This is a genomic window from Amycolatopsis sp., assembly GCF_036008905.1.
GTDB lineage: Bacteria > Actinomycetota > Actinomycetes > Mycobacteriales > Pseudonocardiaceae > Amycolatopsis.
The window spans coordinates 40,175-56,269 of sequence record NZ_DASYMU010000071.1; the positions used below are offsets into that span (position 1 = coordinate 40,175).

Below are 16,095 nucleotides of genomic sequence, written 5' to 3' on the forward strand. Positions count from 1 at the left end.
GACGGAATTGCTATTCCGTCCATTCCAGGGAAATTGAGGCAATCCTTATCGAGTAGTGCCCAACCTAATCAGCCGATCGGGTCGGGGAGACGACGGACTTGGTAGGCGAGTTCGATGGTTTCGCCGTTCGACGGGTCCGCCAGCTCGACGCGCCACGAGTCGGCGAACTGGTCGACGCCCGGGTGCATCGGGATGGTGCCGGAGATCAGCACGACACCCGGCTCGTAAAGCCCACGCACGCGCAGGACGTCCAGCCAGTACGACGGCGCCAGCAGCTCGGCGAGCTTGCCGTTCTGGATCTCTGTGTCGCCGACCCACGCGCGCAGCGTCAGATCGTCGAGCCGGTCTTCGACGTCGACGAGTCGCCAAGCCTTGCGGGCCAGCACGTCCGGGCCGGCGTTCTTGCTCCACGCGACGCCGTGGACCTCGAGCTTGCGGTCGGTGTGGTCGCAGGCGGCGGTCAGCAGGACGTCTTCGGAGGCGGGGCCGGTGATGACGAGGGCCCACTCCGCTTCGCCGGAGGTGCGGTCGTGCTGAGCGGGCACTTCGTCGGTCTGGCTGGCAAGGTAGGGCGAAACCGGATAGAGGGCGGGCGTCACCGTCGGTGCCGGGACGCCCAGTTCGGCGAGCTCGGCGATATGCGCCGCGACCCCTTCCTGGTCGCGGCCCGCGTAGCCCGCGTTGAGCAGGGTTCGGACGGTCGTGGTCACCTGCGAACCATCGGGGAGCGTGAACGTGAGCTCGGGCTGACTGGTCATTTACGGCTCCTCACCAGGGGTTACGTCGCTTGTTTACAAGCCGGGGCTTGCGCATGCACGCTGTATACAACCAGTATTACCACGAAAGTCAGCGGTGAGACGGGATGTGAGCGATGACTTCTCCGGGAGAAACGGTGGACAGGCGGTCGCTGCGGCGGGCGTTCGCGGCGAGTCTGTCCGGGACGGCGCTCGAGTGGTACGACTTCGCGGCCTACTCGGTCGCCGCCGCCACCTTGTTCGGCGACCTGTTCTTTCCATCGGGCGACAAACTCGCGGGCACGCTCGCGGCGTTCTCCACCTACGCCGTCGGTTATCTCGCGCGGCCGCTCGGCGGGTTCGTGTTCGGCAGGCTCGGTGACGTCATCGGCCGCAAGCGGATCCTGGTGATCACGCTCCTGCTGACCGGCACGGCGACCTTCCTGATCGGTGTTTTGCCGACGTACCAAAGCATCGGCTGGTTCGCGGCGGTTCTGCTCGTGACGTTGCGCTTCGCCCAGGGTGTCGGCATCGGCGGTGAGTGGGGCGGCGCAGTGTTGCTCTCGAGCGAGTTCGGTGATCCACGGAAACGCGGGTTTTGGGCGTCCGCCGCGCAAATCGGCCCGCCAGCCGGAAACCTGCTCGCCAACGGTGTCCTCGCGGCACTCGCGGTGTTGCTCACCGAGGCGCAGTTCAACTCCTGGGGCTGGCGGATCGCGTTCCTGCTGTCCGGCGTGCTCGTCGGGTTCGGCCTCTGGATCCGGCTCAAGCTCGAAGAAACCCCGGTGTTCAAACGGATCGCGGAGCGCGGTGACGTACCGAAGGCGCCGATCTCGGAGGTCTTCCGCACCGAACGCCGTGCGCTGATCTCCGGTGTGCTCGTGCGGGTCTGCCCGGACGTGCTCTACGCGTTGTTCACCGTTTTCGTGCTGACGTACATGACCACCGAACTCGACATGTCCCGCGGTGAGGGCCTGGCCGCGGTCATGATCGGCTCCGCGCTGCAGCTGGTGCTCATGCCGCTGGCCGGCGCGCTGTCCGACCGGATCAACCGGCGCAAGATGTACCTCTTCGGCACGATCGCCGCGGGGGTCTGGCCGTTCGTGTTCTTCCCGATGGCGAGCAGTGGCTCGTTCCTCGCGGTGGTGTTCGGCATCGTGATCGCGCTGGTCATCCACGCGGCGCTCTACGGCCCGCAGGCGGCGCTCGTCACCGAGCAGTTCTCGGCCCGGCTGCGCTACACCGGCAGCTCGCTGGCGTACACGCTCGCCGGTGTCGTCGGTGGTGCGGTGGCGCCGCTGCTGTTCACCGCGCTGCTGGCCGGGTTCGGGACCTGGGTCCCGCTCGCGATCTACGTCGGCGTGACCGCTGTCGTGAGCATCGTCGGTGTGGTGCTGGCCCACGACCCGGACGAATCCGAGTACGACGAGCTACCTGTGACAACCCAAAAACAGCAGACTGTGTGAGAACTCAGTTGGTCAGCTGAATCTTCAGCGTCGTTCCCAGGTGATCGTCGATCGCGGCGAGCGTGGCGGAGACATCGCCCGCCGCCAGTGCGTCGACGATCGCCTGGTGCTCGGCCAGGACGGCGGTGCGACGGTCGGTGGCGCCGAACATCGCGACCAGTCCGGCCCGCACCTGCCGTGCCCACAGCGTTTCGTAGGTCCTGGCGAGCATCGCGTTGCCGGACGCCTGGATCAGCAGGGTGTGGAAATGCGTGTCGAGCTCGATGAACGCCTTCGCGTTGTCCATGCCTTCGAGTTCTGCTTGCTGCTTAAGGGTTTTCCGCATCTCCGCCAGCGGCACCGAGCCCGTCTTGAGCGTCTTCTCGGCGGCGAACCGCTCCAGCGTGCCGCGTAGCTCGATCAGCTCGCTGAGGTCTTTCCCGGTGAGCGGCGCGATGTAGGCGCCGCGGTTCGGGACCAGCTGCACGAGTTCCTCGGCGGCGAGCATGAGCAGCGCTTCACGGATCGGGGTCCGCGAGACGCCGACCTGGTCCGCGATCTCCTGCTCGTTGATGAACCCGCCTTGCGCGGCGGGATCGGACAGGATGGAGTTCTTCAGGTACCGATAGGCCTTGTCGCGGCCGGATACGGACATTCGAACCCCCTCCATACACGTTGCATACCCAGTGTATGCGCACGCTGGTCAGGTGGGGTCGTGAGTGGCTACGAGTGTTAGAACACTCGTAGCCACTCACGAGCCACCCAGCCGCGCCTGTCCACCCGGTCCGGCAACAGTGCGCGGACATGACAAAGCGGATGCCGAATAACTCGGCATCCGCTTCGTTCGCAGGTAAAGAAGGTTTAGTTCTCGAGCTCGGCGAGGGCTTGCTTCGCCTGCTCCAGTTCGGCTTCGAGCTGGGCGACCTTGGCGGCCTGCAGTTCGCGTGCCGCGTTGATGACCTCGTCGATCGGGCCGGAGAGGTCGACGTGCAGTTCCGCTGCCGCACGGGAAACCGCGGCGGCGGGGATGTCCAGGCCCTGGGCGATCCACTTGGTGCCGTGCTTGAGCTCGGCCTGCCAGTTACCGTCGGCGGTGCCGGTGACGGTCAGCGTGAGCTCGACCGTGCGGGTCTTGCGGGCCGCGGTGGCGCCCTTGGGACGGCCGCGCTTGCCCTTGGTGTCGTCCGCCGCGGCGGCCGGGGTCTCGGTCGTGGGAGTGGTGCTGGCCGACTCGGCTGTCGGCTCGCTGCTGGCGGCGGGCTGCGTTGCCGAGTCCGTCGTGGCCTCGAGCGCCGTTTCCTCTTGCTTGATCAAGGCATCCACGGTCATCGTCGGTGCGTCTCCTTGCCGGTTCGATGGGTACTCCGAGGCGACAGCGTAGAACATGCGTTCGACTGTCGTGCGGAGGGGGCACTGCTGGGCGTGTCGAAGCCTCCTCCATGGCGTGAGGCGCGGTGGAGGAGGCCTCGACGTAAAAACTATTCCTCGGACTTGCCCGAGTTCAGGCCGTTGGAGATGAGATCCATGACCGAGGAGTCGGCCAGCGTGGTCACATCGCCGACCTCGCGGTTCTCCGCGACGTCGCGCAGCAGCCGTCGCATGATCTTCCCGGAACGCGTCTTCGGCAGCTCCTGGACGACCATGATCTGCCGCGGCTTGGCGATCGGCCCGATCTCCTTCGCGACGTGGTTCCGCAGCGCCTGCACGGCTTCCTCGCCACCGTCGACCGCGTTGCCGCGCAGGATGACGAACGCCACGATGCCCTGGCCGGTGGTCGGGTCGCTCGCGCCGACGACGGCGGCCTCGGCGACCGTCGGGTGCGAAACCAGCGCCGACTCGACCTCGGTGGTCGAGATGCGGTGCCCGGACACGTTCATCACGTCGTCGACCCGGCCGAGCAGCCAGATGTCGCCGTCGTTGTCGTATTTGGCGCCGTCACCGGCGAAGTAGAAGCCCTGGTCGGCGAAACGCGACCAGTACGTTTCGCGGTACCGCTCGTTGTCGCCCCAGATGCCCCGCAGCATCGACGGCCACGGCTTGTCGAGCACGAGGTACCCGCCACCGCCGTTCGGGACTTCCTGGGCCGTGTCGTCGACGACCTTCGCGGAGATGCCCGGCAGCGCGCGCTGCGCCGAACCCGGCTTGGTCGACGTCGCGCCCGGGAGCGGCGAGATCATGATCGCGCCGGTCTCGGTCTGCCACCACGTGTCGACGATCGGCGTCTTGTTCGCGCCGATGTTCTCGCGGTACCACATCCACGCCTCGGGGTTGATCGGCTCGCCGACCGACCCCAGCACGCGCAACGACGTGAGGTCGTACTTCTCCGGGATTTCCGCACCCCACTTCATGAACGTGCGGATCAGCGTCGGCGCGGTGTAGTAGATGGAGACCTTGTACTTCTGGACGATCTCCCAGTGCCGTCCCTCATGCGGGGTGTTCGGCGTGCCCTCGTAGACGACCTGCGTCGCGCGGTTGGCGAGCGGGCCGTAGACGATGTAGGAGTGCCCGGTGATCCAGCCGATGTCCGCGGTGCACCAGTAGACGTCCTCGCCGGCCTTGTGGTCGAAGACGTTGTGGTGGGTGTACGCCGCTTGGGTCAGGTAGCCGCCGGAGGTGTGCAGGATGCCCTTCGGCTTCCCGGTGGTGCCGGAGGTGTACAGGATGAACAGCGGGTGCTCGGCGTCGAACGCCTCGGGGGTGTGCTCCGCGGACTGTGCGTCGACGAGCTCGTGCCACCAGAGGTCGCGGCCCTCGGTCCACGGCACCTCGGTTCCGGTGCGGCGCACCACGAGGACCTTCTCGACCGTCTCCGCGCCTTCGAGCGCTTCGTCGACGTTCGCCTTCATCGGCGCGGCCTTGCCGCGGCGGTACTGGCCGTCGGAAGTGATCACGAGCTTCGCCTTGGCGTCGTCCACGCGGGCGCGCAACGCCGTCGGGGAGAAGCCGCCGAAGACGACGTTGTGCAGCACGCCGAGGCGCGCGCAGGCGAGCATCGCGATGATCGCCTCTGGCACCATCTGGAGCTGGATCGCGACGACGTCGCCCGACACCACGCCCAGTGACGTCAGGGCGTTCGCGGCCTTGGAGACCTCGTCCTTCAGCTGCGCGTAGGTGAAGTCGCGCGTGTCGCCCGGTTCACCGACCCAGTGGATCGCGATCTGGTCGCCGTGGCCGGACTCGACATGGCGGTCCACGCAGTTGTAGGCCACGTTCAGCTTGCCGCCGACGAACCACTTGGCGAACGGCGCATTGGTCCAGTCCAATACCTGGGACCATTTGGTGTCCCAGGTCAGGCGCTCGGCCTGGGTCGCCCAAAAGCCCTCACGGTCCGCATCCGCTTCCGCGTACAGGTCGGCTTTCGCGTTGGCCTGCCCGGCGAACTCTTCGCTCGGCGGAAAAGTGCGAATCTCGTTGAGCAGGTTGTCCAGCGCTGGGGACTGCTCGGTCATGGTGCAAGGCCTCCTGGCGTTCAAAGTCAACAGCCGAATCCGCGGCTCACGGCTTTCGGCACGACGTTAGTACGCAAAGTAAAAGCTTGCAGCCACCTACGGCCGCGACTTCAGGAGGTGAGGCGCGTCACCAGACCAGTTTCGACGCTCCGCCACTCGGTGGCGGTCACGGAATACACGACAGTGTCACGCAGCGTGCCGTCCGGCCGGACGCGGTGAGCCCGCAGGACGCCGTCCCGCTGCGCGCCGAGACGCTCGATCGCGCGCTGCGACTGTTCGTTCCGGATATCGGTTTCCCAGGCGACCCTGTTGGTGCCGAGGTCGTCGAAAGCCCTGCGCAGCAACAGAAGTTTGGACTCGGTATTGAGCCGGGTGCGCTGCCACGGCTTGCCGATCCAGGTGTGGCCGATCGACAGGATCCGGTGCTGGGCGTTGCGCTGGTAGTACGAGGTGGTGCCCGCGACCTCGCCGGTGCGCGCGTCGATCTGTGCCCAGGCCAGCCGGTCGGTGTCAGCGAGGGCTTTTTTGACGAACTCCCGCATGCCGTCGACGTCCGACGGCATGCGGGAACTCAGCCAGGCCCAGATGGCGGGATCCGAACCGGCTTTGAAGAGGCCTTCGGCGTGCGCCACGGTCAGCGGTTCGAGGCGGACGTGGTCGCCGGTCAGCGTGGGATGGTCGTTCCAGTCGGTCACGAGTCCACGGTAGATCGGCTTAGTGGATTCACTGAAGGTCCAATTATTGGAAGCTTTTCGATGCCACTTTCTAGCTGTTGAGGCGCGCCAGCAGTTTTTCGGAGATGCCTGGCCATTCCTCGGCGATCACGGAGTAGACAACGGTGTCGCGCAGCGTGCCGTCCGGCCGGATGCGGTGAGCCCGCAAGACGCCTTCGCGCACCGCGCCGAGTCGCTCGTTCGACCGCTGTGAGGCCTCGTTGCGCAGGTCCGTCTCCAGTGAGACGCGGTTGGCGCCGAGCTCCTCGAAGGCGCGGCGCAGCATCAGGAACTTCGCCTCGCTGTTGAGTGGTGTGCGCTGCCACGGCTTGCCGATCCAGGTGTGGCCGATGGACAGGATCTTGTGGGCGGCGTCGATTTGGTAGAACGACGTCGTGCCGGCGACCTCGCCGGTGTGCGCGTCGACCTGTGCCCAGGCGAGTCTGCTGCCGTCGGCGAGGATCTTGTCGACGATCGCGCGCATCCCGCCGACGTCCTCGGGCTGCCGGACGGCGAGCCAGGTCCAGATCGCGGGATCGGCGCCCGCCTTGTAGAGACCTTCGGCATGTTCCGAGGTCAGGGGCTCGAGGCGGACGTGTTCACCGGACAACGCCGGGCGGTGCTTCCAGTCATCGGTCACCGCCACACCGTACTCCAGCATACTGTATGCAGAATAGCCCCAATTGGCGGCCGTGCCGAAGTGCCGTCATAAACTCGCCGCATGAACACGGCCGAAGTGCGGGAAGAGCTGAACTGGGAGTTGTTCGGCTCGGCCGGCAGGGAACTGGCGCAGACGATCGCCGACGACGGCTTCGAGCCCGACCTCATCCTGTCCATCGCACGTGGCGGCCTGTTCGTCGCCGGGGCGCTCGGCTACGCGTTGGCCGTGAAGAACCTGCACGTGATGAACGTCGAGTTCTACACCGGCGTCAACGAGCGCCTCGATCTCCCGGTGATGCTGCCGCCGGTCCCCAACGCCGTCGACCTGACCGGCGCGACCGTCCTCATCGCCGACGACGTCGCCGACACCGGTGCCACGCTCAAGCTCGTCCGCGACTTCTGCGTCGACCACGTCGCCGAAGTCCGCTGCGCGGTGATCTACGAAAAGCCGCACTCCGAGGTCAAATGCGAGTACGTCTGGCGGCACACCGACCGGTGGATCAACTTCCCGTGGTCGACCGAGCCGCCCGTGGTCAAGCGCGAGGGACAGGTACTGGACGCATGACGGATCCCTTGGGCCCCTTGCTCGAACTCGAAGGGGTCGCCGCCGCGGTGAAGTCCGCGCAGGACGCCGTGTTCGCCGTCCACCGGCTCCCCGCGAACCTCCGCGACGGCTCCGCGACGGCCGCCGAGGCGTCCGTGCGCTCGGCGCGAGTGTCGGCCGCGATCGACGGCGCCGACCCGGAGATCCCGGCCGAAGGTGCCGTCACCGACCCGATTCTCACCGGTTCGCTGCGCGTGGCGGAGGCACTCGAGTCGCTGCTGCCGACTTGGCGGCGGGCGCCGCTTCAGGCGCTGGCGAAGATGCATGTGTTGGCAGCGGCGGACTTGGTGTCCGATCCGGACGCGCTGGGCCGTCCCCGCAACGACAACGGCGTCGGGTCCCGCCTGGAGTTGCTGGCACAGTTGGTCACCGGTGCCACGAAGGCGCCCGGCCCACTGTTGACCGCTGTGGTGCATGGGGAACTACTGGCACTGCGTCCCTTCGGCAGCGCTGACGGCGTTGTCGCCCGCGCCGCGGCACGCCTCACGATGATCGCCAGCGGCCTCGACCCGAAGGCACTGACCGTTCCCGAAGTCGCCTGCTTCCGACGTCTGGCTAGGTACGCTTCGCTCGCGGAAGGCTTCGCCACCGGCACCCCCGAAGGCGTCCGCGAGTGGCTCCTCTTCTCCTGCGAGGCAATAGAAACCGGCGCCAAGGAAGCCAAAGGCATCTCCGACGCCGTCGCCTGACCAGCGAGCGTGGCCAAGGTGCCCACCGCTAACCCGAGCATGGCTAAGGCGTCCACTGACAAGGGCAGTCGAAGTCGCCCCTTTGGCCGAAGGCCTGGCGATTTCGGCTGCAGGGCACCCTTCATTCCAACCGCCGCAGACTTCACCAAGCCGGTGTCCTGTAGACGTAATCGTCGATCAGGGGCGATAAAGGCACAGACCTGACTCAAGCCGTCCGAGTGAGCGAGGCGTGGAATCTCCCGTACTCACAAGGCTTCCGGTGGTCGTCCACCGCGTGCTTGGTCGTCAAGTCCGGCTAGCTGGCCCGTATGTGAAGCGTGTTGAGCGCGTCGCGTACGTGGCCGTTGTTCGCTTCCAGTGCCGCCGCCGCATGGGCGACGTCGACGCCGGAGAGCAGATGGACGAGAGCGACCTTGAGCTCACCGCCGGATTCGGTCAGCGCGTCCGAGCAGTCCTGCGCGCTCATGCCGGTGGCCTCGCGCAGGATGCGCACCATCCGGCCGCGGAGTTTCGCGTTGGTGGCCCGCATGCTGACCATCAGGTTGGAGTAGGTCCGGCCCATTTTGATCATCGTCGCCGTGGAAAAGGCGGTGAGGATCATCTTCTGGGCCGTGCCGGCCTTCATCCTGGTGGACCCGGCGATCGCTTCCGGGCCGGTGTCGACGGCGATGAGCACGTCGACGCCTTGCGGACGGACCGCGTTGGGGTTGCCCGACACGAGTCCGGTGCGCGCGCCGCGACGGCTGGCCGCGGCCAGCGCGCCGAGGACGAACGGCGTCCGGCCGGACGCGGTCAGCCCAAGCACGAAGTCGCCGGATTCGACGCTGGCCGTCATCTCGGCGGCCCCCGCCTTGGCGTCGTCCTCGGCGTTCTCCACCGCTTGCCGCAGGGCCTTCTCGCCGCCGGCGTGATGCGCGACGAACCAGTCCTTCGGCACGTTGAACGTGGGTACCAGCTCGGCCGCGTCGAGCGTCGCGAGCCTGCCGGAGGTTCCGGCGCCCACGTAGTGCACCCGACGCCCGTTACGCAGCGCCTCGGCCGCGTAGTCGACCGCACGGGCCACCTGGGGCAGCACCGCGTGGACGGCAGCGGGGACCCGGCGGTCCTCGGCGTTGATCATGCCGAGGATGCCGATGGTCGACATCAGGTCGATGTCCTCGGTGCGCGGGTTTCGCTGTTCAGTCGGCGAATCGACGTGCACCACCTGGCGTGGGACGGTCATCATGCGCCTCACTTTGCTGTCTTCGGTCATTTGCCGGTTTCCCGCGGCCGCCGCCTGCCGTCCGGGCGGACCCCGAGCCTGTGCGAACCGACCGCGTCCCTCGTGGCGTCGAGCGCGTTCACGGCGGCGTCCATGTGCCGCTGTGCCACGCCGATGAAGAGGCAGTCGATGACGGTGAGCTGGGCGATACGGCTCGCCGTGGCTCCCGACCGGAACGTCGTCTCCCGGGCCGCCGTGGTCAGCACGTGATCGGCGACCTCGGTGATCGGGGAGCGCGGGAAGTTGGTCAGCGCGACGGTGATCGCGCCGTGCTCACGGGCCACGCGGAGCGCCTCGACGGTGTCGGTGGTGGCGCCGGTGTGCGAGATGCCGATGGCGACGTCGCCCTGGCTCAGCACGGCGGCCGAGGTGAGCATGATGTGCGTGTCGGACCAGGCGAAGCTGATCCGGCCGATGCGGTGCAGCTTCTGCTGGAGGTCGGCGGCCACGAACGCGCTCGCGCCGACGCCGTAGACGTCCACCCGGCCGGCGCCCGCGACGATGTCGATGACCTCCTGCAGGGTCGGCACGTCGATCTGCTCGGCCGTCTCCTCCACCGCTCGCGCGTCGGCGAAGCTGACCTTGCTGATGACCGAGGCCAGGTCGTCCTCGGGGCTGATCTCGCCGCCGAGGTTCCGGCTCGAGCGGGCCTCCGAGCGGGCGGTGTCCGCGGCCAGCGCGATGCGCAGCTGCGGGTACCCGCCGACGCCGACGGCCTTGCAGAACCGCGTCACCGTGGTCTCGCTGGTGTTCGCGGCGAGTGCCACCTCGGTGATGCTTCGGCGGGCGACCGAGGACGGGGCCTCGAGAACCACCTGGGCGACGCGCTGCTCGGCGCGGGCGAGTCCGGGCAGAAGTGAGCGGATGCGGACCAGCGGGCTCGAGTCCGCATCGCGCACCGAAGTCAGCATCGTCCCGGTGTCGGACTGGGAAGACGCGCTGACGAGGTCGGCGTCGCTCACCGTGGGAAAGTTACTAACTGTTGGCATTTGAGACAAGGCTACCCACACCCTTCGGGGAGATCGCAACCCATCCGTGTCTGCGGATTCGGTTTACGATTAATCGTTGACCAGAAAGTCGCTAACCAGGTCGGACTTGTTAACGTCCTCTTGTTAACGACTTGGCAACGGAGGGTCGCCAAGATCGACCAGAAAACGCGCTGACCGGCGAATGGGTATCGCCTCGCGCTACCTCTCCGTTACCGGCTGTGCAACGACCAACCGGAAGTGGACAAAGAAGACGCGTCTCGCTCACCGTCGAGGATCGACCGGCCGCGCTCGGTGACATGTAAACGATCCACCAACACTCCGCGACCGGTGTAGTGCGAGTCCGTTCCGTAACGCCATCGAAGCAGTGTCGGAGACGATGTAACGACCTCGGCTGTCACTTTCCACCACGCGCGGTGTCCATTACCGGACAGTCCGTTGACAGCACCGTCCGGCGCACCCGGTCCGGCGGCCCGCACGGTAATCGGTTGCCAGGTGATTCCGTCACCACTCGACTCCAAAACGAGGGTGTCGGTCGCCTCGGTGTCGACGAACGCGTCGTACGAAACCTGTAGTTCGCCGGTCCGCGACGACAGCGGTTTGGTGGTCAAAGTGGCCGTCGAGGCGTCCCCGATCCCGGAGTACCAAGCGTCGCGTCCGGTCGTCGGCCGCACGGCCATCGACTTCGCCAGCGCCGTCGCCCAGGTCTCCCGGGCGAGGTTGATCGAGCCCCAGTTACGGCTCGGGTGGACCCGGTTGCTGAACAGGATCGCGAACGACCGCGACTTCGGGTCGATCACGAAGGTGGTGCCGGTGTACCCGGTATGGCCCGCGGTGCCCGGCGAGGACAGCGCGCCCATGTACCACATCTGGTCGAGCTCGAAGCCCAGTCCGTGGTCGTTCCCGGGGAACGCCTGGTTGTAGTTCGTCAGCATCGAACGCACGGTTTCCGGCCGCAGGATCCGGTGCCCGCGGTACGTGCCGCCGTTGAGGATGGTCTGCGCCAGCACAGCCATGTCCCCGGCCGTGGAGAACACCCCCGCGTGCCCGGCGACCCCGCCGAGCGACCACGCGTTCTCGTCGTGCACCTGGCCGCGGACGATGCCGCGCGGCGGGTCGGTCTGGAACTCGGTCGCGGCGACGCGGCCGAGCTTGTCCGCGGGCGGGTTGTAGCCGGTGTCGGTCATGCCCAGCGGCACGGCGATCTTGTCGTGGACGACGGCGTCGAGCGTCGAACCGGTCACCTTCTCGACAATGAAGCCGAGGGTGAGCAGGTTGATGTCGGAGTAGAGGTACGTCGAGCCGGGCGGGTTCTTCAGCTTGCTGTCCAGCACGGCCTTGCGGCGCGACGGGATGTCCGGGTAGCCCTTCCACAACGACGGCCGCGGGTCGGCGTCGAACCCGGAGACGTGCGTCAGCAGCTGCTGGACGGTGATCGACTGCTTGTCGTTCACGCCGAACTCGGGCAGGTACGTCACGACCGGCGCGTCGAGTCGGACCTTGCCCTGCTCGACCAGTTGCATCACGGTGATCGAGGTGAACAGCTTCGAGATCGACGCCAGGTCGAAGATCGTGTCGGTGCGCATCGGCACCTGCTGGTCGGCGGGCAGTTCAGTGCCGGCGGCATCCGCGTAGCGCACCGCGCTGCCGACGGCGTACTTGTCGACGACCACGCCGTCGTGTCCCATCAGCCCGACCGCGCCGGAGAAGTGCGGATGCCCGGTGGCATCCGGCTTCGTCCAGCTCTCGAGGAACCGCTCACCGGCCTTGATCGGCGCGGCGTCGAGGCCGACGTCGCCGGGCTTGCCGTCGCGCAGCACTGTGCGCTCCGAGGCGAATCCCTGCTGCGGCCTGTCGAAGCGTCCGGCGACTCCGTGGTCCTGGGTGGCGATGGCACTGGCTCCGGCGGTGGTCAGGGTCGTCACCACGGCGATCGTGGCGACCACCAGTTTCATATGACACGGCCTGGCACGCATTGCGGCTTGTCCCCTCACCGATAGATCAGGTACTGCTGACGTCTCTTGGTGAACGCGTTCAGTTCCGGCTGCCACGTGCCGATGACGTCGTCGATACCGGCACCGGCGTCGACCATCTTGCGCAGCCTGTCGGACCCTGACAGCTTGTCGATGTAGTTGTCGGGCCGCCACGCGAACTCGGCCGGGTAGAGCTGTTTCGCCGTCACGATCATCGAAACCGCCGTGCGGATGGCGTCGAGTGAGCCCGCGTCGGTCACCGTCAGCTGGACGCCGCCACAGGGCACGTTGACGAACTTGCCGAACGTCGGCACGAAGTACGTCTCGCGGAAGGTGACGCCCCGCAGGCCCAGTTCACCGAGCTTCTCGCGCCAGCGCCAGTCCAGGTTCGGCGCGCCGATGATCTCGAACGGCCTTGTCGTGCCGCGGCCTTCGGAAAACACCAGGCCCTCGACCAATCCCGTGCCCGGATAGACGAGCGCGGTGTCCGGCGTCGGCATGTTCGGGCTCGGCGGAGTCCACACCAGACCCGTCTGGGCGAAAACGCGGTCGCGTTTCCAGCCGCGGGTCTGCACGACTTCGAGCTTCGGCAGCTTCACGCCCTCGGCGGGCAGGAACTCCCCGGCGAAGTACCGGGCCAGCTCGCCGACGGTCATGCCGTGCTGCTGCACGATCGGCTTCCGCCCGACGCCGGAGCTGAACGCCGGATCGAGCATCGGCCCGTAAGCCTTGCCGCCCAACGGGTTCGGCCGATCCAGCACAACGAACGCGGCACCGACCTTCGCGGCCGCGACCATCGCCGTGTACATCGACCAGATGTAGGTATAGAACCGGGAGCCGACGTCGGCGATGTCGAAGACGACCGTGTCGACGCCCGCTTTGGTGAACAGCCCGGCGAGCTTCGTGGCGTCGACGCCGTACGCGTCGTACACCGGCACCCCGGTGCGCGGGTCGTTGTAGTCGCCTTCGGAGCCACCGGCCTGCGCGCTGCCGCGGAAACCGTGTTCGGGACCGAAGGCCGCGACCGGCCGGATCCCGGCGGCGACCATCGAGTCGACGATGTGGTCCTGGTTCGCCAGCACGCCCGTCGGGTTGGACAGCACACCGACCTTGCGCCCGGCCAGCGCACGCCAGCCTTGTGCGGCCAAGGTGTCGGCGCCTGTGACGACTCTGTGTTGCTCTGGGGCCGCGGCCGGTGCCGTGGCAGAGGCGAGCGTGGAGCCCGCCGCCAGCATCGGAGTCGCGAGCGCACCCGCGGCGAGGAAGCTTCGCCTGGTGAGACTCACCAGGTCAGTCCGTAACCGAACGGGTACTTCACGGTGCCGAGGTCGGCGCCGGCCGGGATGTCGACCGGCAGCTTGCCCTGCGGCTTGAGCTCACCGACGATCACCTTCGCCAGCGCCTCCAGCGACGGCGTGATGTAGCCGTACGTCGCCAGCCAGGTCTGGACGGGGTTCTCGTACCCGGCGTCGTACGGGATCTGCGCGGCCACCGCGATGACCGGCTTCCCCGTGTCGTTCAACGCCTTCAGCAGCTTCTGCTGCAACGGGAACCCGCCGAGGTTGTTGGTCAGCGCGATGATCACGTCCGCGTTCTGGGCCCCGGCGACGGCCTGCTGGATGACGGCGTCGGTCGGCGTCTGCCCGGTCTGCAGGGTTGTCGTCGCCGTGCCGTGGGCGGTGAGCCTCGCGGCGAGTGTCGACACCGTGCTCACGCCCCAGCCGGTGACGAACGCCGTCGCGGGCTTCTGCTTGAGCGGCAGGACACCGCCGTCGTTGCGCAGCATGGTGATCGACTTGTCGGCCACCGACTGGGCCTTGGCCAGGTTCGCCGCGGTGCCGACCTTCTTCGCGACCGCGTTGGTGTCGACGAACGGCGAGGTGAGGACCCCGCGCATCAGTTTCATCTTGAGGATCCGCAGCACGCTTTCGTCGATGCGGCGCTCGGTGAGCTCACCCGATTTGACGGCGTTCAGCACGGAGTTGATGGCCAGGTCGAGATGGACCGGCATGAGCAGCTGGTCGATCCCGGCCTTCAACGCCAGCACCGGGATTTCGGCGTCGGTGTGCAAGCCGCGGACGCCCTGCATCTCGAGCGCGTCGGTCACGATGACGCCCTGGTAACCGAGTTCTTCACGCAGCTTGCCGGTGATGATCGGCTTCGACAGCGTCGCGGGCTCGCCCGACGGGTCGAGGCTGGGGAACTGGATGTGCGCGCTCATGATCGAGTCGATCCCGGCCTTGATCGCGGCTTTGAACGGCGGTACGTCGATGTCACGCCACTGCTGTTCGGTGCGGTCGATGCGGGGGAGGCCGGTGTGGCTGTCGGTCGCCGCGTCGCCGTGGCCGGGGAAGTGCTTGGCGGTGGCGGAAACCGTCTCGGTCAGGCGGCCGGACTTCTGGTAGCCCTTGACCTCGGCGGCCACGTAGTCACTGGCCAGGCCGGGCTGGCCGGAGAACGACCGCACGCCGATCACCGGGTTGGCGGGGTTCGAGTTCACGTCCGCGTCGGGCGCGAAGTCCTGGTTGATCCCGACGGCGCGGAGTTCACGGCCGAGAATCGTGGCGGTGGCCGTCGCGTTCGAGGTGCTGCGGCCCGCGGAAATCGCCATCGAGTTGGGGAACTCGGTCGCGGGTGCGCCCATGCGGGTGACCGTGCCGCCTTCTTGATCGGTCGAGATCATCAGGGGGATATGCGCACCACTGCCGATCGCGGCTTTCTGCAGTCCGTTGGACAGCTTCGCCACCTGAAGCGGATCGTCGAAGTTGTCGCGTGTGGCGTTGTTGAAATAGATCACGCCGCCCAGGTGGTACTTCTGCACGACCTGCGTCGCTGTATCGACACCGAAGTCGGTCTGGTTCTTGGGATTCACCTCATCGGCTGATTTCCCGTTGACCCAGGTGACGAACAACTGGCCGACTTTTTCCTCGAGACTCAACCCATGGAGCACGCTCTGTGCTTGTGAAGTCAACTGTGCTTGGGATGTCAGCGAATCCTGGTTCACCGCGGAAACCGGGCCGGCGCCGGCGACACCGGTCACCGCCAGCAGCCCCGCCAACGACGTGGCAAGCGCATATGTCCTCCGTCGTGTGCTCACGACAGCCTCCCAGTCTTCTTGCGCGGCACGCGAAAAGCGCGCAACACGACGACGGCCGCTCGGGGAAACTTTCTCACCCGAACGAGCCAGTATTGGGAAGCTACTCACCGAACGTGGGCGGGTCAAACGCCCTTGTGCCGTTCGGAGTAAGCCGGACTTGACGCCTTGGGGAGGACCGGCTTGACACATTGAAAAGACCGAAAAAGCCCCGGAAATGCTGGCAGCGCCCGTCAGCCTAAGCCGACGGGCGCTGCCTGCGAGCGCGAACTACTCGGGTGACCAAGCGTGCAACTTCGGTCGTACCTTCATGGACTCGGCATGCGGCGTCCCGCTAAGCAGTCCCTAGACGACGAGCCTCCCGCGGCGCGCTGCGCGTGGGTGCCCGGAGTCCGCGCACGGAGATTTGCCGGGGTGGAGGAGGCTTCTCTTCTACCTCTTCCCTGGCCGACCAAATGTCCGCACCTCCTTTCTACGCCGTGACGGC

At 67.0% G+C, this 16,095-nt stretch carries 14 protein-coding genes; 3 read left to right on the forward strand and 11 right to left on the reverse strand.

Annotation, left to right across the window (positions count from 1 at the left end):
- Positions 1-68: 68 nt before the first annotated feature.
- On the reverse strand, positions 69-758 hold the full coding sequence (locus VGP60_RS13785; protein WP_327548367.1) for a DUF2848 domain-containing protein: 690 nt from the start codon (positions 756-758) through the stop codon (positions 69-71).
- A 113-nt stretch (positions 759-871) separates the two neighbouring features.
- Between VGP60_RS13785 and VGP60_RS13790 the strand changes: the two genes are divergently transcribed.
- Complete coding sequence (locus VGP60_RS13790) at positions 872-2,200, forward strand: MFS transporter (RefSeq protein WP_327548368.1); 1,329 nt, start codon at positions 872-874, stop codon at positions 2,198-2,200.
- A 4-nt stretch (positions 2,201-2,204) separates the two neighbouring features.
- On the opposite strand, the gene VGP60_RS13795 is transcribed toward VGP60_RS13790, so the two are convergent.
- The 5 genes from VGP60_RS13795 to VGP60_RS13815 form a co-directional block, all read right to left on the reverse strand.
- On the reverse strand, positions 2,205-2,834 hold the full coding sequence (locus VGP60_RS13795) for a GntR family transcriptional regulator (RefSeq protein ID WP_327548369.1): 630 nt from the start codon (positions 2,832-2,834) through the stop codon (positions 2,205-2,207).
- A 206-nt stretch (positions 2,835-3,040) separates the two neighbouring features.
- Positions 3,041-3,508, reverse strand: a complete 468-nt coding sequence (locus VGP60_RS13800; protein ID WP_327548370.1) for a DUF6319 family protein — start codon at positions 3,506-3,508, stop codon at positions 3,041-3,043.
- 149 nt (positions 3,509-3,657) lie between these two features.
- On the reverse strand, positions 3,658-5,628 hold the full coding sequence (acs, locus tag VGP60_RS13805; protein WP_327548371.1) for an acetate--CoA ligase: 1,971 nt from the start codon (positions 5,626-5,628) through the stop codon (positions 3,658-3,660).
- Positions 5,629-5,738: 110 nt separating this feature from the next.
- Complete coding sequence (locus VGP60_RS13810; protein WP_327548372.1) at positions 5,739-6,323, reverse strand: GNAT family protein; 585 nt, start codon at positions 6,321-6,323, stop codon at positions 5,739-5,741.
- Between the two features lie 70 nt (positions 6,324-6,393).
- The gene (locus VGP60_RS13815) at positions 6,394-6,981 is read right to left on the reverse strand and encodes a GNAT family protein (RefSeq protein ID WP_327548373.1); all 588 of its coding nucleotides are present in this window, start codon (positions 6,979-6,981) and stop codon (positions 6,394-6,396) included.
- 81 nt (positions 6,982-7,062) lie between these two features.
- Here VGP60_RS13815 and VGP60_RS13820 point away from each other — a divergent pair, with 81 nt between their 5' ends.
- Together VGP60_RS13820 and VGP60_RS13825 are read left to right on the forward strand one after the other, a co-directional pair.
- Positions 7,063-7,566 carry a phosphoribosyltransferase gene (locus tag VGP60_RS13820; protein WP_327548374.1) on the forward strand — a complete coding sequence of 168 codons (504 nt, stop codon included), beginning with the start codon at positions 7,063-7,065 and terminating at the stop codon, positions 7,564-7,566.
- A complete protein-coding gene (locus tag VGP60_RS13825) occupies positions 7,563-8,294 on the forward strand; it encodes an oxidoreductase (protein WP_327548375.1) in 732 nt (243 codons plus the stop codon). Before VGP60_RS13820 ends, VGP60_RS13825 begins: the two co-directional genes overlap by 4 nt.
- A 295-nt stretch (positions 8,295-8,589) precedes the next feature.
- On the opposite strand, the gene VGP60_RS13830 is transcribed toward VGP60_RS13825, so the two are convergent.
- From VGP60_RS13830 to VGP60_RS13850, 5 genes are all read right to left on the reverse strand, one after another.
- Entirely contained in the window at positions 8,590-9,519 is a 930-nt protein-coding gene (locus VGP60_RS13830; RefSeq protein ID WP_327548376.1) for an N-acetylmuramic acid 6-phosphate etherase, read from the reverse strand.
- 23 nt (positions 9,520-9,542) lie between these two features.
- Positions 9,543-10,466, reverse strand: a complete 924-nt coding sequence (locus tag VGP60_RS13835; RefSeq protein WP_327548393.1) for a MurR/RpiR family transcriptional regulator — start codon at positions 10,464-10,466, stop codon at positions 9,543-9,545.
- A 287-nt stretch (positions 10,467-10,753) separates the two neighbouring features.
- Complete coding sequence (locus VGP60_RS13840; RefSeq protein ID WP_327548377.1) at positions 10,754-12,496, reverse strand: serine hydrolase domain-containing protein; 1,743 nt, start codon at positions 12,494-12,496, stop codon at positions 10,754-10,756.
- Between the two features lie 35 nt (positions 12,497-12,531).
- Positions 12,532-13,800, reverse strand: coding sequence for a DUF1343 domain-containing protein (locus VGP60_RS13845; protein WP_327548378.1), 1,269 nt, complete (start codon positions 13,798-13,800; stop codon positions 12,532-12,534).
- The gene (locus VGP60_RS13850) at positions 13,797-15,611 is read right to left on the reverse strand and encodes a glycoside hydrolase family 3 protein (RefSeq protein ID WP_414640346.1); all 1,815 of its coding nucleotides are present in this window, start codon (positions 15,609-15,611) and stop codon (positions 13,797-13,799) included. Before VGP60_RS13850 ends, VGP60_RS13845 begins: the two co-directional genes overlap by 4 nt.
- Positions 15,612-16,095 lie beyond the last annotated feature (484 nt).